Origin of the sequence: Flavobacterium sp. LPB0248 (assembly GCF_013388355.1) — a bacterium.
Classification (GTDB): Bacteria; Bacteroidota; Bacteroidia; order Flavobacteriales; family Flavobacteriaceae; genus Flavobacterium.
This window is the reverse complement of record NZ_CP058246.1, coordinates 656,738-681,013: the sequence shown is the minus strand read 5'-3', so window position 1 is coordinate 681,013 and position 24,276 is coordinate 656,738. Positions and strand designations below refer to the sequence as shown.

Annotated in this window: 22 protein-coding genes; 9 read left to right on the top strand and 13 right to left on the bottom strand. The window is 33.0% G+C overall.

The genetic code is table 11. The annotated features are described in order from the left end of the window. Nucleotides 1–3 precede the first annotated feature (3 nt). The 7 genes from LPB248_RS02665 (at nt 4) to LPB248_RS02635 (ending at nt 10,340) form a co-directional block, all read left to right on the top strand. Entirely contained in the window at nt 4–1,485 is a 1,482-nt protein-coding gene (locus LPB248_RS02665; RefSeq protein ID WP_177210058.1) for a RagB/SusD family nutrient uptake outer membrane protein, read from the top strand. A gap of 75 nt (nt 1,486–1,560) precedes the next feature. Then, entirely contained in the window at nt 1,561–2,940 is a 1,380-nt protein-coding gene (locus LPB248_RS02660) for a glucoamylase family protein (protein ID WP_177210057.1), read from the top strand. A gap of 5 nt (nt 2,941–2,945) precedes the next feature. After that, a complete protein-coding gene (locus LPB248_RS02655) occupies nt 2,946–3,659 on the top strand; it encodes a prolyl oligopeptidase family serine peptidase (protein ID WP_177210056.1) in 714 nt (237 codons plus the stop codon). 10 nt (nt 3,660–3,669) lie between these two features. Continuing rightward, complete coding sequence (gene bglX / locus LPB248_RS02650) at nt 3,670–5,970, top strand: beta-glucosidase BglX (RefSeq protein WP_177210055.1); 2,301 nt, start codon at nt 3,670–3,672, stop codon at nt 5,968–5,970. Between the two features lie 92 nt (nt 5,971–6,062). After that, nucleotides 6,063–6,836 (top strand): glycerophosphodiester phosphodiesterase family protein, encoded by a 774-nt coding sequence (locus LPB248_RS02645; protein WP_177210054.1) that lies wholly within the window; start codon nt 6,063–6,065, stop codon nt 6,834–6,836. Between the two features lie 31 nt (nt 6,837–6,867). Further along, complete coding sequence (locus LPB248_RS02640) at nt 6,868–8,784, top strand: discoidin domain-containing protein (protein ID WP_177210053.1); 1,917 nt, start codon at nt 6,868–6,870, stop codon at nt 8,782–8,784. A 164-nt stretch (nt 8,785–8,948) separates the two neighbouring features. Further along, nucleotides 8,949–10,340, top strand: coding sequence for a M20/M25/M40 family metallo-hydrolase (locus tag LPB248_RS02635; protein WP_177210052.1), 1,392 nt, complete (start codon nt 8,949–8,951; stop codon nt 10,338–10,340). A 253-nt stretch (nt 10,341–10,593) separates the two neighbouring features. Here LPB248_RS02635 and LPB248_RS02630 read toward each other — a convergent pair whose 3' ends face one another. The 12 genes from LPB248_RS02630 to prmA all read right to left on the bottom strand — a co-directional run bounded on the left by LPB248_RS02630 (nt 10,594) and on the right by prmA (nt 19,838). Then, nucleotides 10,594–10,896, bottom strand: coding sequence for a hypothetical protein (locus LPB248_RS02630; RefSeq protein ID WP_177210051.1), 303 nt, complete (start codon nt 10,894–10,896; stop codon nt 10,594–10,596). A gap of 4 nt (nt 10,897–10,900) precedes the next feature. Further along, nucleotides 10,901–11,353: a hypothetical protein gene (locus tag LPB248_RS02625; RefSeq protein WP_177210050.1), complete on the bottom strand. Its 453-nt coding sequence runs from the start codon at nt 11,351–11,353 to the stop codon at nt 10,901–10,903. Between the two features lie 88 nt (nt 11,354–11,441). After that, nucleotides 11,442–12,116, bottom strand: a complete 675-nt coding sequence (locus LPB248_RS02620) for a YiiX family permuted papain-like enzyme (RefSeq protein ID WP_177210049.1) — start codon at nt 12,114–12,116, stop codon at nt 11,442–11,444. Nucleotides 12,117–12,216: 100 nt separating this feature from the next. Next, nucleotides 12,217–13,122 carry a hypothetical protein gene (locus LPB248_RS02615; RefSeq protein ID WP_177210048.1) on the bottom strand — a complete coding sequence of 302 codons (906 nt, stop codon included), beginning with the start codon at nt 13,120–13,122 and terminating at the stop codon, nt 12,217–12,219. Between the two features lie 22 nt (nt 13,123–13,144). Further along, nucleotides 13,145–13,963, bottom strand: a complete 819-nt coding sequence (kdsA, locus tag LPB248_RS02610) for a 3-deoxy-8-phosphooctulonate synthase (RefSeq protein ID WP_132990404.1) — start codon at nt 13,961–13,963, stop codon at nt 13,145–13,147. 230 nt (nt 13,964–14,193) lie between these two features. Then, nucleotides 14,194–14,535, bottom strand: a complete 342-nt coding sequence (locus LPB248_RS02605; protein WP_177210047.1) for a hypothetical protein — start codon at nt 14,533–14,535, stop codon at nt 14,194–14,196. Nucleotides 14,536–14,554: 19 nt separating this feature from the next. Continuing rightward, a complete protein-coding gene (locus LPB248_RS02600) occupies nt 14,555–15,001 on the bottom strand; it encodes a 2-dehydro-3-deoxyphosphooctonate aldolase (RefSeq protein ID WP_177210046.1) in 447 nt (148 codons plus the stop codon). A gap of 19 nt (nt 15,002–15,020) precedes the next feature. Continuing rightward, nucleotides 15,021–15,707: a lysoplasmalogenase gene (locus LPB248_RS02595; RefSeq protein ID WP_177210045.1), complete on the bottom strand. Its 687-nt coding sequence runs from the start codon at nt 15,705–15,707 to the stop codon at nt 15,021–15,023. Between the two features lie 8 nt (nt 15,708–15,715). Beyond that, complete coding sequence (locus LPB248_RS02590) at nt 15,716–16,987, bottom strand: sterol desaturase family protein (protein ID WP_177210044.1); 1,272 nt, start codon at nt 16,985–16,987, stop codon at nt 15,716–15,718. A 109-nt stretch (nt 16,988–17,096) separates the two neighbouring features. Then, nucleotides 17,097–18,608, bottom strand: coding sequence for a WG repeat-containing protein (locus LPB248_RS02585; protein WP_177210043.1), 1,512 nt, complete (start codon nt 18,606–18,608; stop codon nt 17,097–17,099). Between the two features lie 84 nt (nt 18,609–18,692). Further along, entirely contained in the window at nt 18,693–18,968 is a 276-nt protein-coding gene (locus LPB248_RS02580) for an ATP-dependent Clp protease adaptor ClpS (protein ID WP_111376979.1), read from the bottom strand. A gap of 36 nt (nt 18,969–19,004) precedes the next feature. Next, nucleotides 19,005–19,838, bottom strand: coding sequence for a 50S ribosomal protein L11 methyltransferase (prmA, locus tag LPB248_RS02575; protein ID WP_177210042.1), 834 nt, complete (start codon nt 19,836–19,838; stop codon nt 19,005–19,007). 217 nt (nt 19,839–20,055) lie between these two features. Between prmA and LPB248_RS02570 the strand changes: the two genes are divergently transcribed. Continuing rightward, entirely contained in the window at nt 20,056–21,090 is a 1,035-nt protein-coding gene (locus LPB248_RS02570) for a hypothetical protein (protein ID WP_255462997.1), read from the top strand. After that, nucleotides 21,050–23,386 (top strand): hypothetical protein, encoded by a 2,337-nt coding sequence (locus LPB248_RS02565; protein ID WP_177210040.1) that lies wholly within the window; start codon nt 21,050–21,052, stop codon nt 23,384–23,386. Before LPB248_RS02570 ends, LPB248_RS02565 begins: the two co-directional genes overlap by 41 nt. A gap of 133 nt (nt 23,387–23,519) precedes the next feature. Here LPB248_RS02565 and tpiA read toward each other — a convergent pair whose 3' ends face one another. Next, a complete protein-coding gene (gene tpiA / locus LPB248_RS02560) occupies nt 23,520–24,272 on the bottom strand; it encodes a triose-phosphate isomerase (protein WP_177210039.1) in 753 nt (250 codons plus the stop codon). Between the last annotated feature and the right edge of the window lie 4 nt (nt 24,273–24,276).

The window sequence follows — 24,276 nt, the reverse complement described above, 5'->3', positions numbered from 1 at the left end:
ATTATGAAAAAGTTATATATATCATTTTTTGTGCTTTCAGCATTATGTATGTCTGGATGTACGAATGATTTTCTAGATATAGATCAAACAAAAAATGTACCTGGAGAGCCTGCGCAAGTTAATAGCGATGCTGGAGCTACGTCAATGGTAGATGCAGTTTATAATACATTCTTATCTTGGGATATGTCTTCTTTTGCATGGAACGGAGTAACCAGTATTATGACCGACGATGCAGACAAAGGTTCTGATCCAGGAGATACAGGTACAGATAAGGATGTTTTGGATGCTTTAACTTTTAATGCTTCAACACCGTCATTTCAAAGTATTTGGGATTATAATTATGCAGGTATTAACAGAGCTAATCAGGCATTAGAAATGTTGCCTAAATTAGATCAGGTTACACCATCTTTAAAAACAAGACTTGCTGGTGAGGCTAAGTTTTTAAGAGCGTTCATGTACTTTACATTGGTAAAAGGTTATGGAGCAGTGCCTATTGTAGATCATTTATCTCCAGTTCCAATTTCTCAAGCAGATAAAGAAATGCAATTAACTCGTAAACCAGTTGCAGATGTTTATGCTTTTATAGAAAAAGATTTAAAAGATGCTATAGAGGCTCTTCCTTTAAAATCAGCTTATTCAGGTTCAGATGTAGCGAGAGTTTCTCAAGGTTCTGCCTATGCATTATTAGCAAAAGTAAGTTTATATCAGAAAAAATGGCAAGCTGTAATTGATAACTGTGATAAAGTAACAGGTTATTCTTTAGTTTCTGATTATTCTTTACAATATAAAAAAGAAGGAGAATTTGGTTCTGAATCAATTTTCGAAATTAATGGTATTGGTTCACCTACTGCTCCAGGGTTTGGTATTGGAAATTATACCGTTTCACAAGCACCTCGTGGTGCTGGTGGATGGGGTTGGGGTTTCAATACACCAACACAAGGTTTAGCAGATGTTTACGAACCTGGAGATGTTAGACGTGCAGCTACTATTATTTTTAGAGGTTCGACTTTGTATGATGGTAGAGTAGTTGCTTCAACTGTAAGTAATCCTATGTACAATTATAAAGCATATTCTTCTGCTTTTTACAATCTAGAATTCACGGATACAAACCTTAGATATTTACGTTATGCAGAGGTATTGTTAATGAAAGCGGAAGCGTTAAATGAATTAGGTCAGACAGGTGCTGCTATTCCATTATTAAATCAAGTGAGACATAGAGCTAATCTTGGCGACACTCCAGCAGTATCTCAAGCTGATGTTAAAATTGCTATTTGGAAAGAAAGAAGAGTTGAGATGGCTTTCGAGCATGATAGATGGTTTGATCTTGTTAGAACTGGACAAGCTGAAGCAGCAATGGCAGCAGATAAGAGTGCACAATTTCCTAATGGAAAAACTTTTATTGTTGGAAAACACGAGTTATGGCCAATACCATCAAGTTTTATTCAGCAATCTGTGGGATATTCTTCACAGAATCCTGGTTATTAATCAAAATCTTAAAAATCACTTCCTTCAGATTTCCTGAGGGAAGTGATTATTTATCAAAAATCTTAAATTTTTATAATGGTTAGAATTTCAGTTTTATTTTTAGCTTTTGCTTTTTTTAGTTGTGGATCAAAAGAAGATAAGTCAAAAGAAAATGTACAGGAAAATACTTCTGGCGTTACTGCATTAACAGATGAGCAACTTTTAGATGCTGTTCAAAAACAAACTTTTAAATACTTCTGGGATTATGCAGAACCAAATTCTGGATTAGCCAGAGAGCGTTATCATCCGGACGGAGTTTATCCTGAAAATGACTCAAATATCGTTACAACAGGTGGTTCAGGTTTTGGATTAATGGCGCTTGTTTCAGGAATGTCACAAGGATATATCACTAAAGAACAAGGAGTAGAAAGACTTAACAAAATTGCAGATTTTTTAGGCAAAGCAGATCGTTTTCACGGAGCATGGTCACATTGGATTGACGGAAATACAGGAAAAGTAAAGCCTTTTGGAACCAAGGATAATGGTGGTGATTTAGTTGAAACCTCATTTTTGGTTGCAGGAATGATTACGGTTCGTGAGTATCTTAAAGATGGTTCTGAAAAAGAAAAAGCCGTAGCGCAAAAATATGATGCACTTTGGAAAGGCGTTGATTGGCAATGGTACACAAATCAGAAAAATGTCTTATATTGGCACTGGTCTCCTAGCTATGCTTGGGAGATGAATTTTCCACTACAAGGATATAACGAATGCCTTATTACTTACGTAATGGCAGCGTCTTCGCCAACACATACAATCGATGCGAAAGCATATCACGAAGGATGGGCGAGAAGCGGTGGCATAGTTTCTTCAAAAACAAAATACAATATCCCACTTATTTTAAAGCACAACGGTGCAGAAGAATTTGGTGGTCCATTATTTTGGGCTCATTATTCTTATGTAGGTTTAGATCCAAACCAGTTAACAGATAAATATGCTAATTATTGGGATTTAAATGTAAATCAGACTAAAATCAATTATGAGTATTGTGTTCAAAATCCAAATAAAAATGCAGGTTATGGTCCTGAATATTGGGGGCTAACAGCTTCTTATTCAAGAAACCCTGATGGATCGATCGGATACAATGCACACATGCCAAGCAACGATCAAGGTGTGATTTCTCCAACAGCTGCAATCAGCTCAATTGTTTACACGCCAAAAGAATCGATGGCTGTGATCAGAAATTTATACGAAAATCATAAAGACGAAACTTGGGGAGATGCCGGTTTTTACGATGCTTTAAGTTTAGGGAATAAATGGGTAGCAAAACGTTATTTAGCAATAGATCAAGGTCCTGAAGTTGTAATGATTGAAAATTATAGAACAGGCTTATTATGGAAATTGTTTATGAACGCACCTGAAGTAAAACAAGGTTTAACAAAACTTGGATTTAAATCTGGAAAATACGGGATTCAATAATTGACATGAAATACAAAATAGCTTTTTTATCTTTTTTGTTTTCGCTTTTAGGCTTTAGCCAGAGCGAAACAACTGGCAAAATAAATACAGTTGTAATGGCAAAGTATGAACTTGGTTATGTTTTGCATAAACCGGCAAATGCAAAAGAGAAAAAGCCATTAATAGTTTTTATTTCTGGAGATGGAGAAAAAGGAACTGATTTGGAGAAAGTAAAAATTAATGGACCTTTAAAATATTTAAAGACTCATCAATTAGATGCATACGTGCTAGCTCCACAATGTAAAGAAGTTGAAAACTGGGATATAGAATCAATTTATCAGCTGATTCTAAAAATTCAGAAAGAGAATAAAATTGATTCAGAAAGAATATATGTTACTGGTTTGAGCTCAGGAGGTTGGGCTTCTTGGAATTTGGCTTTTGCACATCCAGATTTATTTGCCGCAAATGTACCTGTCGCTGGCTTTGTAGATTTGATTCAGTTAGAAAAAGCATGTGAAATAGCCAATATTCCAACCAGGATTTTTCATGGATTACTCGATGATGTGGTAAATGTGAATTATGCAATCACGATTTACAAAGAACTAAAAAAATGTAATGCTAAAGATGTGAAGCTGACCATTTTTGATGATGCAGGTCATGACAGCTGGACAAAAGTATACGATAATCAAGAAATCTATGACTGGATGTTGCAGCAAAGAAAAACGAATACAAACAAATAAATAGAATAGAATGAAAAACAAATTAGTCTTACTTTTTTTAGGATGCGCTGTTTTGGGTTATGCTCAAAAAAAGCCAGCTAAAAATACAGTGAAAATTAAACCAAAGTCTGAATTTGTGGCGGAATTAATGTCAAAAATGACTTTAGACGAGAAATTGGGTCAGTTAAACTTGCCAACATCTGGTGATATTACCACTGGGCAGGCAAACAGCTCAAATGTGGCAAAAAATATTGCTGAAGGAAAAGTGGGCGGTTTGTTCAACATTAAATCAGTTCAAAAAATTAAAGAAGTACAGAAAATTGCGGTTGAAAAAAGCCGTTTAAAAATTCCGTTGCTTTTTGGTATGGACGTTATTCACGGTTACGAAACAACATTCCCAATTCCGTTAGGATTATCTTGTACTTGGGATATGGGCTTAATTGAAAGAAGTGCTCAAATCGCTGCAAAAGAAGCAAGTGCAGACGGTATCAACTGGACATTCTCTCCAATGGTTGACATTTCTCGTGACCCAAGATGGGGAAGAGTTTCGGAAGGTTCAGGAGAAGATCCATATTTAGGAAGCCAAATTGCAAAAGCAATGGTTAACGGTTACCAACAGCACGATCTTACTAAAAATAACTCAATCTTAGCTTGTGTTAAACACTTCGCATTATACGGTGCTCCAGAAGGAGGACGTGATTATAATACAGTTGATATGAGCCACATCAGAATGTTTAATGACTATTTTCCTCCTTACAAAGCTGCAGTTGATGCAGGTGTAGGTTCGGTTATGGCTTCTTTCAACGAAGTTGACGGAATTCCAGCAACAGGAAACAAATGGTTAATGACAGATGTTTTAAGAAAACAATGGGGTTTCAAAGGATTTGTAGTAACAGATTTTACAGGAATTCCTGAAATGATTCCTCACGGAATGGGCGATTTACAGCAAGTTTCTGCTTTAGCATTAAACGCTGGAGTTGAAATGGATATGGTTGGAGAAGGTTTCTTAGGAACTTTGAAAAAATCTTTAGATGAAGGAAAAGTAAAAATCGAAACAATCGATAATGCTGTAAAACTTATTTTAGAGGCAAAATATGATTTAGGATTATTCCAAGATCCATATAAATATTGCGACGAGAAGAGAGCAAAAACTGAAATCTTTACAACAGATAGCAGAAAAGAAGCACGTGATATTGCAGCTCAATCTTTAGTTTTATTAAAAAACCAAAATCAGTTGTTGCCTCTTAAAAAATCTGGAACAATTGGTTTAATCGGACCACTGGCAGATGCTAAAGAAAACATGCCAGGAACTTGGAGTGTGGCTACAAAAATGGAAAATGCTGTTTCATTATTGAGAGGTATCAAAGAAGTAGCTGGAACAGGAACTAAAGTTTTATACGCAAAAGGAAGCAATTTAGATTACGATGAAACTTTTGAAACTAATGCGACAATGTTCGGTAAAACGTTACATCGTGATGCTCGTACAAAAGAAGAATTATTAGCAGAAGCTTTAAAAGTTGCTGAACAATCTGATGTAATTGTGGCAGCTTTAGGAGAATCTGCAGAGATGAGTGGAGAATCTAGCAGCCGTACAAACTTAGAAATTCCACAAGCGCAAAAAGATTTATTAAACGCTTTATTGAAAACAGGAAAACCTGTTGTTTTAGTTTTATTTGATGGACGTCCGTTGGTAATTACTGACGAAGAGAAAACAGTTCCAGCAATTTTAAATGTTTGGTTCGCAGGTACAGAAGCAGGTTACGCTATTGCTGATGTTTTATTTGGAGATGTTAATCCTTCAGGAAAATTGACTTCAACTTTCCCAAGAAGCGTTGGGCAGTTACCAATTTACTATGCACACAAAAATACAGGAAGACCACTTTCTAATACAGAAGGAAAATTCGAGAAGTTTAGATCAAATTATATTGACGAAAGAAACGAGCCATTATTCCCATTCGGATTTGGTTTAAGCTATACCAATTTTGATTATTCAAACTTGAAAATTTCTTCTGATAAGATGGATTCAAACGGAAAATTGAAAGTAACTGTTGATGTAACAAATACTGGAAATTTTGACGGAAAAGAAACAGTTCAATTATACATTAGAGATTTAGTTGGTTCAGTAACGAGACCAGTTAGAGAATTGAAAGGTTTCCAAAAAATAGCACTTAAAAAAGGTGAAAAACAGACAGTAAGTTTTGATATTACTGTTGAAGATTTAAAATTTTATAACTCTGATTTACAATTCGTAGCAGAGCCTGGGCAGTTTGATATTTTCGTTGGAGGAAATTCAAACGCCGATAAGAAAGTTAGTTTTGAGTTAACTAAATAGTTGGTTTATTTGATTAGTGAAAAGCCCTTCGTTTGGAGGGCTTTTTTTCTAAAATGAATAACCTTTTTTGTAATTTTTTAACTACGATTATTATGAACAAAATCAAAATATTTAGCGCAGTATGCCTTATTGCTTTTTCATTTTGTAATGCACAAAAAAATGCCATTGTAGCGCATCGCGGTGCATGGAAAAAAAACAATCTGCCTGAAAATTCTATTGCATCTTTAAGACATGCAATCGATTTAAAATTGCCAGGTTCAGAATTTGATGTTTGGAGAACAGCAGACGATTCACTTGTAATCAACCATGATGCGCATTACAACAAACTGCTTATTGAAGAGACGAATTATGCAGATTTGATAAAATTTAAACTTTCTAACGGAGAAAAGCTTCCAACGCTTCATGAGTATATTTTAGAAGGAATGAGAAATAACAAACACACACTTTTGGTATGTGAAATCAAACCTTCGGAAATTAGTAAAGAAAGAGGACAAAAAACGGGTGTAGCAGCTGTCGAAACCATTAAAAAATTAAAAGCCGATAAAAATACCTGCTACATCAGTTTTGATTATGATATTCTAAAGAAAATTAGAGAAATAGATTCTAAAACCTCTCTTCAATATTTAGAAGGAAATAAATCGCCAAAAGAAGTAAAAGCAGATAAAATTAATGGGGTTGACTATCATTATTCTGTTTTCCAAAAACACCCAGAATGGATACAGGAAGCTAAAGACAATAAGATTATCTTAAATGCTTGGACTGTTAATGACGCAAAAGATATGGATTGGATTATAGCTCATAAATTCAATTACATTACCACAAATGAACCTGAACTTTTAAAGGAAAGAAAGGAAGTTAAAAACTAATCTTCTAAAACTTTATTAAAGAAATCTAACCATGAAAAAGATATATAAACAACTTACGCCAATTTTGTTTTCGATGCTTTTCGGAAGTACTCTTTTGGCACAAAATTCTGGTAAAACGGAATGGTTTGACCCTAGCAGACCCGCAACAACCTATTGTAATCCGATAAATATTGGGTACAATTTTACGACTCATAATCACAACGGAATTCCAGAATCACGCCGTTCAAGCGCCGATCCTGTAATTATTACTTATAAAGGCGAATATTATTTATTTGCTACCAATCAGGCAGGTTTCTTTTGGAGTAAAGACATGTCTGACTGGAATTTTGTTTACGGAAGCTTCCAAAGACAGCCAGGCGATGACGATCAATGCGCTCCTGCAGCATGGGTTGTAAATGACACATTATTTTATGTTGGTTCAACTTGGAAAAGAGACCATCCTATTTGGAAAACAGCTGATCCAAAATCAGGAAGATGGACACGCCATGTAGATAAAGCAATGCTTCCAACTTGGGATCCTGCAATTTTTCAGGATGATGATAAAAAAGTATACATGTACTACGGTTCAAGCGGAAAATTACCACTTGTTGGAGTAGAAGTTGATTATAATACATGGCTTCCAAAAGGAAATCAGGCTGATTATGCAACTTTGTATAAAGCGACAGAAGTAGAGGATATTCAGAAACCTTATGGGCAAATTAAAGAAGTTGCCATTTTAGATCCTTCAGCTCATGGATGGGAACGTTTTGGACCCAATAATGATATGGAACCAGCACCTTGGGGAAATTTTATTGAAGGTGCTTGGATGACGAAACATAATGGAAAATATTATATGCAATACGGAGCTCCTGCAACCGAGTTTAAAGGTTATGCAAATGGAGTTCATGTCGGAGATAATCCGTTAGGACCATTTACGTATCAGAAACACAATCCGATGTCTTATAAACCAGGCGGATTTGTAATTGGAGCTGGACACGGAAATACTTTTGCAGATAATTATGGAAATTACTGGAATACTGGAACATGCAAAATTTCTATTAAAGATCGTTTCGAGCGTCGTATTGATATGTTTCCAGCAGGATTTGATAAAGACGATGTAATGTATTCGATCACCGCTTATGGAGATTTCCCAATTGTATTGCCAACAAGCGAGCGCGACCAGACAAAAGGTGCTTCATCTGGATGGATGTTGCTTTCATATAAAAAGCCTGTTACTGTTTCTTCTTCTGAGGAATGTATGGAAGTGGAAACTCATAGAATGGATAATGGCGGTAAAAAAGTGTACGAGAAGTTCTGTTATGGACCAGAAAATTTGACAGATGAAAACATTCAAACCTATTGGTCGGCAAAAACAAGTAATCCAGGCGAATGGCTTCAAATGGATTTAGGAAGACAAATGGAAATTAATGCTTTGCAGATTAATTACGCAGACCATAAAGCGACGCAGTTTAATAAAGCAATGGATATTTATTATCAATATAAAATATTCATGTCTGATGATGCTCAAAATTGGACTTTGGTTGTAGATAAATCTAAAAATGATAAAGATGCACCACATGATTATGTAGAGCTTTCAAAATCGATTAAAGCGCGTTACATCAAAATGGAAAATATTCACAATGCGTCAGGTTTGTTTGCGATTTCTGATTTTAGAGTTTTTGGAAATGGTTTAGGAGCAAAACCAAAAGCAGTTACTTCTTTTAAAGTAGACAGAAACAAAGCAGATTCAAGAAATGCTATGATTTCATGGAAAAAACAGACAGATGCAATTGGTTACAATATTTATTACGGAATTGATCCTGATAAATTGTACAATAGTATTATGGTTTATGGTGACAATACATACGATTTTAGAGGTTTGGATAAAGGCACAAAATATTATTTCACAATAGAGCCTTTTAATGAAAACGGAATTGGAACAAAAAATAAGATTATTGAAGTAAAATAATCTTTATTTAAAGAATACGTAAAAGCTCCGATTGCAAATTGAAGAATTTGTAATTGGAGTTTTTTTTGTGAAAAGGTTGAGGAAAAAACTTCAGAAATGTCAATAATTTTGTTCCTTTGCGAATATGCCATTGGCATGCTAAACTCCAAATTACTACAAAAACTATGAAAAAAACGATTCTTTTAACTGCTTTAGTTTTAAACGGATTGACATCTTTTGCGCAGACAAATGATGAAAAAAACATTAAATTATTTTACAAAAAAGCTTTAACCGAAGCAAAATGCTACACGTGGCTAGAATACTTGTCAAATGATATTGGCGCTCGTTTGTCTGGATCTAAAGGAGCAGAACAAGCAGTTGAGTACACTAAAAGCCAATTAGAAAGTTTAGGGCTGGATAAAGTATATTTGCAAGAAGTTATGGTGCCACATTGGGTTCGTGGCGAAAAAGAAACGGCATATATTCTTAATGGAAAAGTAAAAACTACAGTGCCGATTTGTGCATTAGGAGGTTCAGTTGCCACTCCAAAAACAGGTCTTACAGCAGAAATAATCGAAGTTCAAGGAATAAAAGAATTGAACGAACTTGGAGCTGATAAAGTAAAAGGTAAAATTGTTTTCTATAACAGACCAATGAATCCTGAAAATATTGAAACCTTTACTTCTTATGGAGCTTGTGTTGACCAAAGATATGCAGGAGCAAAAGAAGCTGCAAAATTAGGCGCAGTAGGAACAATTGTTCGTTCTATGAATTTACGTTTAGACGATTTTCCTCATACAGGAGCTCAAAGTTATGGAGACTTGCCAAAGGAGCAATATATTCCAACAGCGGCAATCAGTACAAATGGAGCTGAATTGCTGAGTAAATCTTTAAAGGCAAATCCAGCTTTAAAATTTTATTTCAAACAATCTTGCGAGACTTTACCAGATGCGTTGTCATATAATGTAATTGGTGAATTGACAGGAACAGTGACTCCAGAAAACATAATGGTTGTTGGAGGGCATTTAGATTCTTGGGATTTAGCAGATGGTTCTCACGATGATGGAGCAGGAGTAGTGCAAAGTATGGAAGTGATCCGTATTTTGAAAAACTTAAACTATAAACCTAAAAATACAATTCGTGTTGTATTGTTTATGAACGAAGAAAACGGCGGAAAAGGTGGTGCTAAATACGAAGAAGTTTCAAAACAAAACAAAGAGAATCATATTTTTGCTTTAGAAAGTGATTCAGGCGGATTCTCTCCAAGAGGATTTTCAATTGAAGCTGATGATGTTAATTTGAAAAAAATACAAGGTTACAAAGATCTTTTTGAGCCTTATTTGGTGCACAGTTTTACAATTGGCCACGCAGGTTCTGATATTAATCATTTGACTTCACAAGCTATTGTTAAAGCAGGTTTGAAACCAGATTCTCAGCGTTATTTTGATTATCACCACGCTGCAAATGATAAATTTGATGCAATCAATAAAAGAGAATTAGAGCTTGGTGCTGCAACAATGACTACATTAATGTATTTATTAGATCAAAACGGAATCGAGACTAAAAAAGCAAATTAAGACAAAATAATAAATCGAAAGTGGCTGTCTCAAAGGGATAGCTCTTTTTTGTAGGCTTCGGAGAAGCGACATATTTATAGAAAAGGGAAAATGTTTCCAAATATAAAGCTCCGGAGGAGCGACATATTTTTTGTAATGTATACTATATGTCGCTCCTCTGGAGCTTTTTTCATTTTCCTATTGAAATTCTATAAATATCTTACCCCTCTGGGGTTCGTAGTAGTTTTTTTTTTTGTTAATATGATTTTAAAAGTCAAGATTTCATTACAACCAGATAATACAAAAATGTTATCGGAATGTTAGAAAGGAGAAGCAGTATTTTTATTGCAATTTCTTTTCGTTGATGAGGTAGATGGATAAATCTTTCCATTAAATGAACAAACATGATTAAATTAACCACAATGGCAGCTAAAGCAAACGGCCAAGCAATAACCAAAATCATCGGATTTCCGTAAGAAATGATATAAAGTATAAACAGAATTGTGCTGATTATAAAAGTGCCAACCGCCAATTCAATAGATTGTTTTTCTTCAAAAGGGTTGTGAATTGTTTTCATGATTTTAAATATTAAAAGTTTGCTGAATAGATTGTATAGGCATAAAAAGCATTTTTGAAAAATCGAGATAATGAAACGCATTTGCCTTTTTGCCTCTTTTAAATTGTTGGATGAAGTAATTTATACGTTTTGGATAAAAAATAGTTCCGGCTGCTATTACCATAAACAGATACAAGCTTTTTTTTCCGTTGCCAAGCAAATAATACTGCATGCCAATTTCTTCATAAACTGAAACTCCCGTGTTGGTCAAAATATGAATAATGTCGTGATCTTCTAGTTTTTCCTGAATGTCAAAATGATTTTTGTAAAGAAAACTTCCCAAGCCAAATCCTAAGCTTTCTTCAGGATAATCCATTAGAGTGTTTTTATCAATATTCCAAGGTTCATTCTTTTTAAAATATTTTTGATACGGTTTTTTAGAACATTCATACAGTTTTTCAATCAAATAATCTCTCATAAGGTATTGGTTTAAAAGTTCTTTGAATTTCAAAGTTAATTAGCAAATAAAAAAGCTAGAATGAATAAGGACTAGCTTTTTTGAAATATTAATAAGTATCTATTACTGTTTTTAAGATATTAGATTCGGCAATATCAGAAGGAGCAACGACTTTTTCTTCTAATGGAATATCATTGCCATAACGCTCTTTTAGTACTTTCTGAACTCTCGGATCTTGCAAATTAAAATCTTTCAACTCTCTAAGTTTAGACAATTCAATTCCGGCGGCATTTTTATATATCTTCCAAATCAATTCAGAGCAATATATTCTGTTGTCAGTCCATTCAAAATAGGCATCATATTCTTTACCGTCAAATTGCTGACTGTAATCTTTCATTTTTTGCAAAATCTGCGGACTTAAAGCATTTTCGTCTTTTAATCTTTTTACGACATATTTGCTGTCTTTTCCATGTTTAATCCAATCTTCAAGTGGAGTAAGTTTTATTGGTTGAACGGCTTCAAAAACAAACCAATTTCCGTTAATATCGTAAATAATGCCACAATGTGAGAATTTAGAATTAGTTGCAATTCGAACGGCTTCGCATTGTTTAGATTCTGAGGTTTGAAAAATAAGATCACCATCCTTAAACTTGCTTGCCGCCATTTTTTCTTCTTTGGTTCCAGTAAACGGATTGTTCGGAAAAACTTTTATTGCCACAAACAAGGCACAGCCAAAGCTTATGATAAAAGTAATGATCGGGAATAGGTATTTTTTGAATTTCATAAAGTAAAATTTAAAGTACTTTGAGTTACAAAGTAAATAATAAAAAAAATAGCTGCCAAATAAAATGACAGCTATTTTTTAAAATATATTTTGAGAAATATTAGATTCTGAAAATACCTCCAACAGCAATAATTCGTTGAAAATAAGTAAAGTGTTGAGACGCTTTATCTTCAGGGCTTGTTGTAGTTTTAATATCCGGCATGTTGATATAACCTCCTTTTAACTCTCCTTGAACATAAAAATGTTTGAAAAAAGTAATGTTAAGACCTGCTTTTGCAGAAACTCCATAACCAGAAACATGAAAATCATCGTGACGTTCTTTACCTAAAAGTGTAGTATTAGTTTTTGGATATAAAACCCCAGCGCCAATACCTTCAGTTAAGTTAATCTGAACTTTATCAATATTTGGCAAACCAAACCATTTAGAAATATCATCAAATCTGGCAACTTCTGTATTAATGTAGTTTAAGCCATCTGTATGCTCGTACATTAAAAAAGCTGGACCGTTTACATTTACTTCACCACTGCCATAACCCCCTTCTTTAGCTCCTCCCTGAGACATATCGACAGGAGTATTGTTATAATTACCATTGTAGATTGATGCAGGATCATCTGAAGGCAAATTAATGTTTCCGTTAACGTTTGCAATTTGATTCTGAGCCATTACATACTTCATGTGGTCAACACCAATTGTAACACTATAATGATCACTAAAAAAGTAACCAAGTCTCAAATTCGTTTGAGGAATAGTCATATTTGCAGGATTAACATAATCAACATGCCATCCTTTTGGTTTGTCATGAGCTGACATATTTTCAACAGTAAAGTTGTAATCCTTACCTCTAAAGTTAACATCAGATTTTGAGTAACTTTCTCTATTACCACCCCACATTACAAAGAATTTTCCTTTGTTGTGTGCAGCGTATTTTTGTACTGGTATTTCCTCCTGAGCAAATGTGTTTAAAGAAACACAAGCCAGTAAGAAAAATAAAATTTTTGTTTTCAAAGAACTTAAGTATTATAAAAAATTAAAATGAGTTAACTGTTTTTCTAATAGCTACTAATTTGTTCATCAAACCTTCAAAATAGTCTAAATGAAGCATATTAGCACCATCACTTTTTGCGTTAGCAGGATCAAAATGCGTTTCGATAAAAATACCATCAACACCAACTGCAATACCCGCTTTTGCTACTGTTTCGATCATGTCAGGTCTTCCGCCTGTAACTCCAGCAGTTTGATTTGGCTGTTGAAGAGAGTGTGTCACGTCTAGAACTGTAGAAGCATATTGTTGCATAGTAGGAATTCCTCTAAAATCTACAATCATGTCTTGGTAGCCAAACATAGTTCCTCGATCTGTAACCATAACATTTTCATTATTACAGTCTAAAACTTTTTGAACAGCATGTTTCATGCTTTCTGGGCTCATAAATTGTCCTTTTTTCAAGTTTACCGTTTTTCCTGTGTTGGCAGCAGCCACAACAAGATCAGTTTGACGAACTAGGAAAGCAGGAATTTGCAATACATCTACATATTGTGCAGCCATATCAGCATCTTCATTGGTGTGAATATCTGTTACAGTCGGAACGTGAAAAGTTTCAGAAACTTTTCTTAAGATTTTTAATGCTTTTTCGTCACCAATTCCAGAAAAACTGTCAATTCTAGAACGGTTTGCTTTTTTAAAAGATCCTTTAAATACATAAGGAATCTGAAGATTGTCGGTAATACCAACTAATTTTTCAGCAATTCTAAGAGCCATTTCTTCTCCTTCAATAGCGCAAGGTCCTGCTAATAAAAAGAAATTTCCGCTGTCAGTATGCTTAATTTGTGGAATATGTTGTAAGTTCATAAAATTATTTTTTTGCAATGCAAAGGTAGTTATGATTTATGAATAGCAGATGAAGATTTAAGATTATTTTAAGAAGTCGAATAACTGACTAGGAGCTTAGTAGAATTAACGATTTTCTAAAATTTCTTTAAAATGTTTAAATGCTTTTTCCGAGGCAATATTAAAGCATGGAAAGAACATTATGAATGACATTTATCATGTTCTGAAGTTTTGCAATTTAATGTTGTTTTTTAGTTTTGACTTATATGTCTTTTTGATTTATTTTCTCTCCATCTTTTAATCAAAAATTGAGTGACAATAATCAAAATGAGAACAAAAAGAAAAAAGAAACAAGCTACAGCAATTCCGACAAGAGGCATTCCGCATCTTGGAGTATTTGGTTCATATAGTTTCGCAAGATTATAATCGGCAATATTAAAAGCTATAAAAGAGAGTATAATTTGCAGTATAAAATTAATCCAAGTAACTTGACTGAATTTAAATGAGGCAGGTTTATAGGTAGAAAATGTTCCCAATATTAATTGAGATAATACGGGGAGAATAATAAGCAATAATGGTAATATATTAAGCATAATTTTAATCTGACACCGCTTATTTCAGTCTCAAACCTAGAGGAACCATTAAAATCCCTTTTTCGTAAATATTCAAATACAGTTTTACTGGTTTTTTCTGTCCTTCCCATTTTAACTCATAAACATTCAAAAATCCAGCGCCCATATTGCTTCTTTTAGTAGGGAAAGGACAACACGTTTCTAATCTGGAATACGTTATTTTTTCGCCATTTGGGCCAGCCAAAGCGTTTAAGAAACGAGTTTCGTTTAAAGCTTCGTTATTTGTGTTTTGAAAAAATATATTAATTGGATAATCAGGATCATAACCGTACTTTTTATCTTTGGCAAATTGCGTTATAGCAAAAGTGTTATCCTTTTTCAAAATCAAATCGGGTGCGTTATCGTCGACATTCTTTAAAGTCGATTTTGTACTTACGCAAGAAGAAACACTGATTAATAAAACAATTAAAAAAGCTATTTTTTTCATGGTTGAGGTTGTTGGATAATTAAACTGTTTGCTCTACTGTTTTTGGATTTAGTCTTAAAGTACCAACTACAATCAGATATTGTGCCAGAAGATAAGTCAGCATAATAAAAAAGGAACTTTTAGGAATGGGAGCATAAAATTTATTCATCGCCAAAATGCTATCAGAAATAATAAAGAAAATAGCACCTAAAAATACAAGTTTATTCCCTGGTTTTTCCCATACTAAAAATCCGTTGAAAGCAAATAAAAGCATAATTGAAATCACAGAAGCATAAATGGAAACAGGAATTTCAAGTTCTCCTAAATAAGGCATTAAAACAGAAACCATTCCAATTAAATAGCATGCAATAAAGACACTTCCAAATATAAAAAGCGGTTTGTTTTGTTTTTTTCTGATTCTTTTCTGTTTATTAAAAAGAACGCAATAGACAATATGAGCCGTTAAGAAAAATAAAAGCCCTAAAATAAAATAAATTTCACCAAGATCAGTAAAAAGCAAAATGACATCTCCAAGCCAAGAAAGCGCAAGTGCGGCCAATAAAATATTTTGAGTCGGGAATTTTCTATAAAAATAAGCACCAAATCCGATAATTGGTATCAAAATAGGTTTAAGAAAGATATCAAAACGTTCGTAGCCAAAGAGCAGAATAATGAGATAAACTATACTAAATGCTACATAAATTTTAAAAAAAGATGAGTTTCTCATAATAGGGGTTATGAATTGGTATATTGGTTTTGGTTGGTTTTAAAGTCAAAATTAACAAAATAAAGTGTTGTCAAGAAAGATAAAATTAGGTAAGTAAAAATAATATAATTACTAATTGAAATTGTACGATTTAAACCAAACCAATCTCCATAATAACCAATGATACAAATTACAATTCCCAATCGGATAGCTTCCCATAAAATAGCAAACCGATTTTTATCCATTAACTCTGTGTAGCTGTATATGGTTACAAAAATAAAAAAGCCGTAGAGGAAAATATTTGGAAGACCAATTTTAGCAATATTCTCAAACAGATAACTTACAAATAATAATGTTATCAGCATTTGAATAACAGACCAATAGATCAGTTTTTGAGAATTCTGCGTGCCATATTTTTCAAAATTAAAAACATTTTCGATTTTGTTTACGGGATATTTTTCTTCAAAGTTTTCCGGACGCCAGCCTGTTGGTTTAAACCAAATTGTCAATTTGTCTTTCCATTTTGGAGCGCGCCAGGCATCTTTCATTAATAAACTCAAATGTTGAAAATTTATCTTTATAGGATTCCAAGTATTGGCTGGTCTTGTGATTCCGAAAACAGGAGGTACATCGTCTAATTCTTCTTGAAAAGTACCAAAAAGCTTGTCCCAAAAAATAAAAATCTGCGAATGATTTTTATCGAGATATTCTGGATTAATGGCATGATGCACACGATGATGAGAAGGAGTTACTAAAATATGCTCAATAAACCCCATTTTTTTGATATGTTTGGTGTGATACCAAAATTGTAAAAACAAATGAATAGGCAGGGTAATCGCAATTACAGAAGCAGGAACGCCCAATAAAGCTGCGGGAATCAATAAAAAAGTAAATAAATTGACCAAACTAGCAATGGGCTGACGCAATGCGCAAGCAAGATTAAACTCTTCACTGCTATGATGAATGGCATGTTTGTTCCATAGGAAATTAATCTGATGTGCCAAACGATGGCTCCAATAACCGTAAAAATCGATAACAAAAAAGGCAATGCAATAGGAGAGAACATTTGCTTCCAAATGCTGTAATGCAATTTTAGAAACTAGCCATTCGTAAGAAAGAAAAGTCACGCTCAGTCCTAAAACATCTTTAACCGAATTGGTAATGCCAGAACTGATGCTGGAAACGCTGTCTATTAATGGTGCAGTGTCGTTTTTTTTGTAAATGCCGTAAATTTTTTCAATGATAATCAAGGCTAAAAAAACCGGCATTGCAATAATCAATATCTTTCCGTATTCTTCCATAAAAAATGCATTCTATTTCGTTCAAATATATAATAAAATCAAATGCATTTTGAATTATTTGTAATTAAACAGTTATGATTGTGTTATTTATTCAAAATAGAATTGCAAATTATTGAGACTCAAAAGGATATTTTACAGGATGAAATTTAACTGTTTTTGGGTTCTTTATATTAAATCGTACCGATTCTTTTATGATTTGAAATGAATCGTATTTTATATCTAAGAGTATTTGATTATCAGAACTGACAACTCCGTACTTATTGTTTTTCTTCACAACAAATTCTCCCGTTCCGTAAATCTCTGTAATCGCATCATATTCTGCCGGAATTGCTATTGTATTGTTATTGCTGTAAACACCAAATTTGTTCTTGTCTTTAAAAACTTGATAGTTGCTCTTTGCAAATCCTCTAAAAATAGAATTATCCTTTAGAAATTCATCTACAAAAATTTCAGTTTCATTGTAATTATTGTTTTCAACCGTAAGAAGATATTTTTTAGAATTTTTTACAGCAAAAATTTTGTTTTGAGAAGCACTATAAAAATCATACTCTTCAGGAATTATAACTTCTCCTTTGGCAGAAAGCAAACCTTCTTTGTTTTCAGAGTTAGTTGTGATATAGTATTTAGAAAAAGGATTAATATACTGATACGAAATCGGAATGATTTCTTTTTCCAGATAAGGATTTACAATGCCTTGTAAATTATTTTTATAAGCAAAATAATGATCTTTGAATGAAATACTATCTTTAGAATAAACAGCATAAATGTTATCGTAAACTAAAGGTTTCAAAATAGAATCCTTTTGATCGACCAAACCATTTTTTGCTTTACTTTTTACAATATAAATCGAATTAGAAGGATAAATTTCATCGTATTTGCAGTCAATATTGTATTTTCCATTTGAATTTATAATGCCTTTCTTTTTAGTCAACGTGTTTAAAACGAGGAAAGCATCTTGAGCAAGTATTCTTTCAAACTTATGATTTTTAATAGTATTTAAAACAGTATTTCCGAGAGTATCAATTATTAAAGTGTTTTTGTTTTGAAGTGTTACAATCGATCTTTTATGCTGAAAATATTCAATATCAAAAGCCTGAAAATTGGTAATCTGCTTTCCTTCAGCATTAAATAAATCAATGCTATTATTGCTCTGGACAAATAAAATAGCATTGCTGCCCATTATATTCTCATATTTAATCGGCAGCATGATTTTATTTTTTAGGTCAATAACTCCGCTTTTGTTATTTTTTGAAACTCTTACCAGATTATTTCCTAAGTAGAAAACATCTTCATAATCAAAGGGAATCATAATATTGCCTTGCAAATCAATAAAACCTCTTTTGAATTTTTTATTGACTATTTTACCAGCTTCAAATATATTTTTAAGATCTTTTCTATTATGAATGTATTGATATGTGGGCTTTATAACTACATTTCCGAGAGAATCAATTAATCCCATTTTTTCGTTAAAAGTTCTAAATACAGCATAATTATTTTCAAAACCATACACATATTCGTAAGTCTTATTTTCCATCAATTGCTTGCGAAGAGGCTCAAATTTTGCTTGCCCTTTTGAGATAAAAGATAATAATAGAACCACTAAAAGAAAGATATTTCTCATGATTTTAACTTGATAAAAATAAAAACGCATTCTGTTCAATTCTAGTATAGAATAAAGCAGAATGCGTTTAAAAATTATGTGCAATTAAACAATTTCGGCGCTAAGACCAGCCTCAAGAAGTTGTGTGCATTGCGGTTTAAGTTTTTCTATCGGGCCTGTTTTCACAGTGCATTTTCCGTTGTAATGTACAATCAAAGAGCATTGCTCAGCTTGTTCGGCTGTGTGGCTGCAAACACGCATAAGAGTATCAATTACGTGATCAAAAGTGTTTACATCATCATTATACACAATGATCTCGTTATTAAAAGCAATGGCTTCTTTTTCGCGAACTCTTTCTCTTACTTTTTCTTTAGTACTCATATCTTATAGTTTTTGTACTGAATTGATTATCAGTATCTAATTTACGTATTTTAAAGATACCCAATTGTTTCTTTGTAGCTTTTTAACATAAGTTAAACCCTTTTCAACGCATGATGCGTCGATAAATGGAATATCTTCTTCGTAAAAACCGCTAAAAAGAATAATTCCTTTTGGGTTTAAAGCATCTACATATGCTTGCATATCATTCAGCAAAATATTTCTGTTGATATTGGCAATAATCAAATCGTATTTTTTGCCAGTTAATAATGCCGCATCGCCTTCATAAACGCTGATGTGTTTGCAATTATTGCGTTCTGCATTTTCGATAGAATTCAAATAACACCAATTATCAATATCAATCGCATCAATAGGTTCAGCGCCTTTCATTTCAGCTAAAATAGCTAAAATGGCAGTTCCACATCCCATATCAAGTGTTTTTAAACCTTTAACATCCATTTCAAGTAAATGCTGAATCATCATGTGAGTGGTTTCATGATGTCCAGTTCCAAAACTCATTTTTGGTTCAATTACGATATCAAATTCAGCATCTGTTTTTTCATGAAAAGGAGCACGAACATGGCATTTTCCGTCTACATCAATTGGTTCAAAATTCTTTTCCCATTCCTCGTTCCAGTTTACCTGATCGATCTCTTCAATTGTATATTCAATTTTAAACTCTTCAGATTGCAAAATATAGATATCATCTAGAATATTTTCATCCCATAAATCTTTCTTCACAAAAGCCGAAATTCCGTTTTCAGTTTCTGTAAAACTTTCAAATGCTTTTTCGCCTAATTCAGCCACTAAAATTTCAGAACCCAATTCTTTTGGCTCAATTATAAAATGATATCCTAAATATATATTCGACATAAATAAAAATTTTTGCAAAGGTAAGAATACAAAGCAAAAGTTGTTCATAAATAAATCATATTGTTCTAAATTTTAATACTAATTTTGAATCATATTTTGTAAGTTTTTTAGTATCATGAAAAATGCTTTTTTAGTACTTCTATTTGTCATTTTAAGCTCTGCGAGCTGTGAAAAAGAACATGACGTTATCCGATCCTTTTGTTATTGGAAAACCGATATGTATTTTCAAGAGGCAGAAGATTCATTAGTAAATAAAATGGATGTAAAACATATGTACGTCCGATTCTTTGATGTCGATTATAATCCCTATTCAAAAGAATCCCTTCCAGTGGCTACTATTCAGGACATTTCACTCAATAAAAGCAATCCAGAAATAACGCCAAGCATTTTTATTACAAATGAAGTTGTTTTAAAATCAGATACAAAACAATTGGATAGTTTGGCGGTAAGAATGGCAAAACGAATAGAGCAGATTGGAAAAAGAATGAATGACCGAAAAGCCGAATTGTTGGCTTCAAACATTGTGTATCCAAAAGATTACTACAAACAAAAAGACTTTAAACAATTAAATTACGATTCAGTAAAATCAGCCGAATCAGCCAAATTGAAAGTTGATTTTAAAGAAATCTTAATCGATTGTGACTGGACCGAAAAAACTCAGAAGAATTATTTTTATTTATTAAAGCAGATTAAAAAGCAGTTTCCGTCTTCAAAACTTGTAGCAACAATCAGGCTTTGGCAATATAAATATGCTACAAAAGCTGGAATTCCACCAGTTGATAGAGGTTTGCTGATGTGTTATAATATTACAAAACCAGATGATTTTCAGACTAAAAACTCAATTGGAACTAGCGAAGAATTGGCGCAATATATAACGCATAGCGATTATAAACTCAAATTAGATATTGCATTGCCATTATACAGTTGGGCAGTTGCTTTTAGAGGAAATCAATTTAAAGGCATTTTGTCCGATTACGATCAATTGATAAAAGATACGATTAAAGTAAAGAAAACTTCAGATTCAAAATATGTTTTGCAAGATGATGTTTTAGTAGGTCAGACGTATCTGAGAAATGGTGACGAAATTAGAATCGAAAAAATTTCAGACAATGAATTGGATAAAATGATTTCGATTGTTAAAAATAAAATTCAGATTGATAATGAAACAAAAGTGACTTTTTTCTCTTTTGATAAAAAATACATAAACGATTATGGAACCGAAAATATCTCCAATTTTTATGCGCGCTTTTAGCAGTTTACTTTTACTTTTAAGCGTTCAGTTTTCATTTGCCTGCGGATGGAGTGTTTCTCCAGAAACGAGCCGTTTAGCTTTGTTTAAGGCGCAACGTGAAGGATTCTTTAAGCTTACGCCATTTTATTATTCGGCAGATAATTATTATGCAACCAATACTATTTCTAGTGTTGATCAGGAAAAGAATTGTTTAGAATGGAAAAAGAAATTAGGAAACAGTATTAATCCAGACGATGTTCATGTGATTTTGTATGAAACAGATTCTGAACAATTTCAAACGGCATTCGAAAACAAAACTTTGAAAAATGCATTCCCAAAAAACACTTTTGTAGAAGCTTTATTATTGTCTAAAAACAAAGCCTTTTTAAATTATATTCTGCTGGCTAAAAAACTGGAATATGGTAATGTGGAATATACAAAATGGGAATCTTGGGGACAAGTAGGCAGTAATTATAAGAATGATGATTTAGTAGATAATTTCGATTTTGAAAAGAAAATAAAGTCTGCTAAAGATTCTTTTCTAAAACAGCGTTACGCTTTTTTAGCATTACGATATTATTTTTATGCGCAGCAAAAGCAAAAAGTTGTGCAATTATATAATGACTATTTTGCTTTAGAATCAAATACAATTCTTAAACCGTGGGCATTGTATTATAATGCTTTATGTGTTGATAATAAACCTTTGCAAAATTACTTATTGAGTACAGTTTTTAATACTTGCGAAGAAAAATCGTTTGCCGTTTTACAGCATTATAATTGGAAATTGACAGCAGAAACTCTGGAATTGGCACAAAACGATGAAGAACGAAGCGTAATTTTATCCATCGAAAGTCTTCGAAACCCTGCACCTGATTTGAAAGCGATTAAAGAAATTTTTGAGTTAAGTCCGAATAGTTTGTTTTTAAGCTTTTTAATAGGACGAGAAGTAAATAAACTTGAAGATTGGATTTTTACACCTCAGTACACCAATGACGGAACTCCTTCAGTAACTTTTAGTTCTACAGATTGGTATGAAAATTACGCTAAAGCGAAAGAAGAAAACTTCAATAAAGATATTTTATACTTGAGAGAATTAGAATATTTCCTGATTTCGATTCGCGAACAAACCTCAGGCGAGCAGAAAGATTATATCACTGCAGTAATAGCCCAGTTATGTTTTATTGACGATCAGATTGACGAAGGAAAAAAATATACTGACTTGATTTCTGATAAAGCTAATGCTTCAATACAAATGCAAAAGAACATCCAATTGGCTTTGGTTTCATTAAAACAAGATGATTTAAAGAATGAAAAAGTTCAGAATCAGCTTTATGCTTATTTCAGCTCTGTTGAAGATTTAATAGAAACCGATCACGGACTATTTAAAAATTTATATAGTTTGTATCGAATTGCAAGTGATGATTTTCGTAAAAAAGGAGATGTTGTTGCTGCTGGTTTGCTTTCAATGAAATCGGACATTAAAAATGAAGGAGAATATTCGGCTTACAATAACCCGTATTTTTTTAGTTATATAGGATATTTTGACCGCAATGCATCTGTAAAAGATATGGATATTTTGATCGCTTTACAGGAGAAGTCCAATAAAACGCCTTTTGAAAAGTACATTTGTTCAGGAACAATTGCACCAAATGTCAATTATTATAAAGATTTAAAAGGAACAATCGCTTTTAGAAATAACGATCTAGAATTGGCTTACGAAACTTTTTCAAGTATGCCTCAGGATTTTTGGGAAAAGAATTATGAGTATAAGAATTATTTAAACGAAAACCCTTTTACGCCTAAAATTCTTCAAAACGACAAAGAGCGTAAATTCGATTATCGTTTCAATAAAACTGATTTTATTGCGAAATTAATTCAGCTTAAAAAACAAAATACAGCAAGCAGTAATCTGCAATTAGCACATGCTTATTTTAATGTTTCCTATTTAGGGAATTCCTGGATGATGACGGCCTACGATTGGAGTTCAGGCGGGTCATATACAGATTATGTTTACGGAGATAATACTGAAAATGAAAAGAAATATCAGAACGGTAATTATTACAATCTGAAAATGGCCAAAATGTATTACGAAAAGGCTCTAAAAATGTCTAAAAACAGTAACGAAAAAGCAATGGCCAGTTTAATGATTTTTGAGTGTAATTACTACAATCACTATGCTGATATGATTACTGCCGAAGAAGAAGCTAAAAATCCGTTTAAAGCAGGGAAGGAACTGGTTAATTTTTATTCGATTTATAAAACAACATCAACGTTTAAAAAATATAATTGTCCGTTACTATCTTCATTTATAAATTAGGAAGTTTTTTGAACCATATAAGTTATATAAGTAAATATAAACTTGACTTTGAGTGAACAAGAAGTATAAGCATAAAAAAAGCGTCCCGATGCATCGGGACGCTTTTTTTATATAGGGATTTCAAAATCTAAAATTAGATAGCAGTAACAATTGCTAAGAAATCGTCAGCTTTTAAAGCTGCACCTCCAATTAAACCACCGTCTACGTCTGGTTTAGAGAAGATTTCTTTAGCGTTTTCTGGTTTAACAGAACCACCATATAAAATAGAAACTTCGTCAGCGATTTCAGCTCCAAAAGCTTTACGGATAACTTCTCTGATAAATTCGTGCATTTCTTGCGCTTGTTCTGGCGAAGCAGTTTCTCCAGTTCCAATAGCCCAAACTGGTTCATAAGCTAAAACAATTTTAGACCAAGATTCTTTTGCAATATGGAAAACTCCATCACGTAATTGGTTTTCAACAATGTTGAAGTGATTTCCAGACTGACGATCTTTTAATTCTTCTCCGAAGCAGAAGATTACTGTCATATCATGTTTTAAAGCTGTATCAACTTTATCTGCGATTAAAGCATCAGTTTCGTGGAAAATAGCTCTGCGCTCAGAGTGACCTAAGATTACTGTATTAACGCCAATGCTTGTTAACATATCTGCAGAAATTTCTCCTGTAAAAGCACCGCCTTCTGCTTGGTGAACGTTTTGAGCAGAAACTCCAATAGTTGTATTTTTCAACTTAGCTGCAGCAGCTTGTAAGTTTACAAAAGTTGGAGCTACAATTACTTGTGCATTTGTTTTTGCTGGAATTTTAGCAATTAATTCGTTTAATAACTCTTCAGTTTGCGCAGCATTTTTATGCATTTTCCAGTTTCCTGCAACAATCGATTTTCTCATTTTG

What these genes read in the sequence shown, in the direction of transcription:
- LPB248_RS02580 (WP_111376979.1), bottom strand. Translation starts at nt 18,968, where the DNA reads ATGAGTACTAAAGAAAAAGTAAGAGAAAGAGTTCGCGAAAAAGAAGCC.
- LPB248_RS02570 (WP_255462997.1), top strand. Translation starts at nt 20,056, where the DNA reads ATGTATTTTCAAGAGGCAGAAGATTCATTAGTAAATAAAATGGATGTA.
- LPB248_RS02655 (WP_177210056.1), top strand. Translation starts at nt 2,946, where the DNA reads ATGAAATACAAAATAGCTTTTTTATCTTTTTTGTTTTCGCTTTTAGGC.
- LPB248_RS02595 (WP_177210045.1), bottom strand. Translation starts at nt 15,707, where the DNA reads ATGAGAAACTCATCTTTTTTTAAAATTTATGTAGCATTTAGTATAGTT.
- bglX (WP_177210055.1), top strand. Translation starts at nt 3,670, where the DNA reads ATGAAAAACAAATTAGTCTTACTTTTTTTAGGATGCGCTGTTTTGGGT.
- LPB248_RS02625 (WP_177210050.1), bottom strand. Translation starts at nt 11,353, where the DNA reads ATGAGAGATTATTTGATTGAAAAACTGTATGAATGTTCTAAAAAACCG.
- kdsA (WP_132990404.1), bottom strand. Translation starts at nt 13,963, where the DNA reads ATGAACTTACAACATATTCCACAAATTAAGCATACTGACAGCGGAAAT.
- LPB248_RS02660 (WP_177210057.1), top strand. Translation starts at nt 1,561, where the DNA reads ATGGTTAGAATTTCAGTTTTATTTTTAGCTTTTGCTTTTTTTAGTTGT.
- LPB248_RS02665 (WP_177210058.1), top strand. Translation starts at nt 4, where the DNA reads ATGAAAAAGTTATATATATCATTTTTTGTGCTTTCAGCATTATGTATG.
- LPB248_RS02635 (WP_177210052.1), top strand. Translation starts at nt 8,949, where the DNA reads ATGAAAAAAACGATTCTTTTAACTGCTTTAGTTTTAAACGGATTGACA.
- LPB248_RS02605 (WP_177210047.1), bottom strand. Translation starts at nt 14,535, where the DNA reads ATGCTTAATATATTACCATTATTGCTTATTATTCTCCCCGTATTATCT.
- LPB248_RS02630 (WP_177210051.1), bottom strand. Translation starts at nt 10,896, where the DNA reads ATGAAAACAATTCACAACCCTTTTGAAGAAAAACAATCTATTGAATTG.
- tpiA (WP_177210039.1), bottom strand. Translation starts at nt 24,272, where the DNA reads ATGAGAAAATCGATTGTTGCAGGAAACTGGAAAATGCATAAAAATGCT.
- LPB248_RS02585 (WP_177210043.1), bottom strand. Translation starts at nt 18,608, where the DNA reads ATGAGAAATATCTTTCTTTTAGTGGTTCTATTATTATCTTTTATCTCA.
- prmA (WP_177210042.1), bottom strand. Translation starts at nt 19,838, where the DNA reads ATGTCGAATATATATTTAGGATATCATTTTATAATTGAGCCAAAAGAA.
- LPB248_RS02620 (WP_177210049.1), bottom strand. Translation starts at nt 12,116, where the DNA reads ATGAAATTCAAAAAATACCTATTCCCGATCATTACTTTTATCATAAGC.
- LPB248_RS02640 (WP_177210053.1), top strand. Translation starts at nt 6,868, where the DNA reads ATGAAAAAGATATATAAACAACTTACGCCAATTTTGTTTTCGATGCTT.
- LPB248_RS02565 (WP_177210040.1), top strand. Translation starts at nt 21,050, where the DNA reads ATGGAACCGAAAATATCTCCAATTTTTATGCGCGCTTTTAGCAGTTTA.
- LPB248_RS02590 (WP_177210044.1), bottom strand. Translation starts at nt 16,987, where the DNA reads ATGGAAGAATACGGAAAGATATTGATTATTGCAATGCCGGTTTTTTTA.
- LPB248_RS02645 (WP_177210054.1), top strand. Translation starts at nt 6,063, where the DNA reads ATGAACAAAATCAAAATATTTAGCGCAGTATGCCTTATTGCTTTTTCA.
- LPB248_RS02600 (WP_177210046.1), bottom strand. Translation starts at nt 15,001, where the DNA reads ATGAAAAAAATAGCTTTTTTAATTGTTTTATTAATCAGTGTTTCTTCT.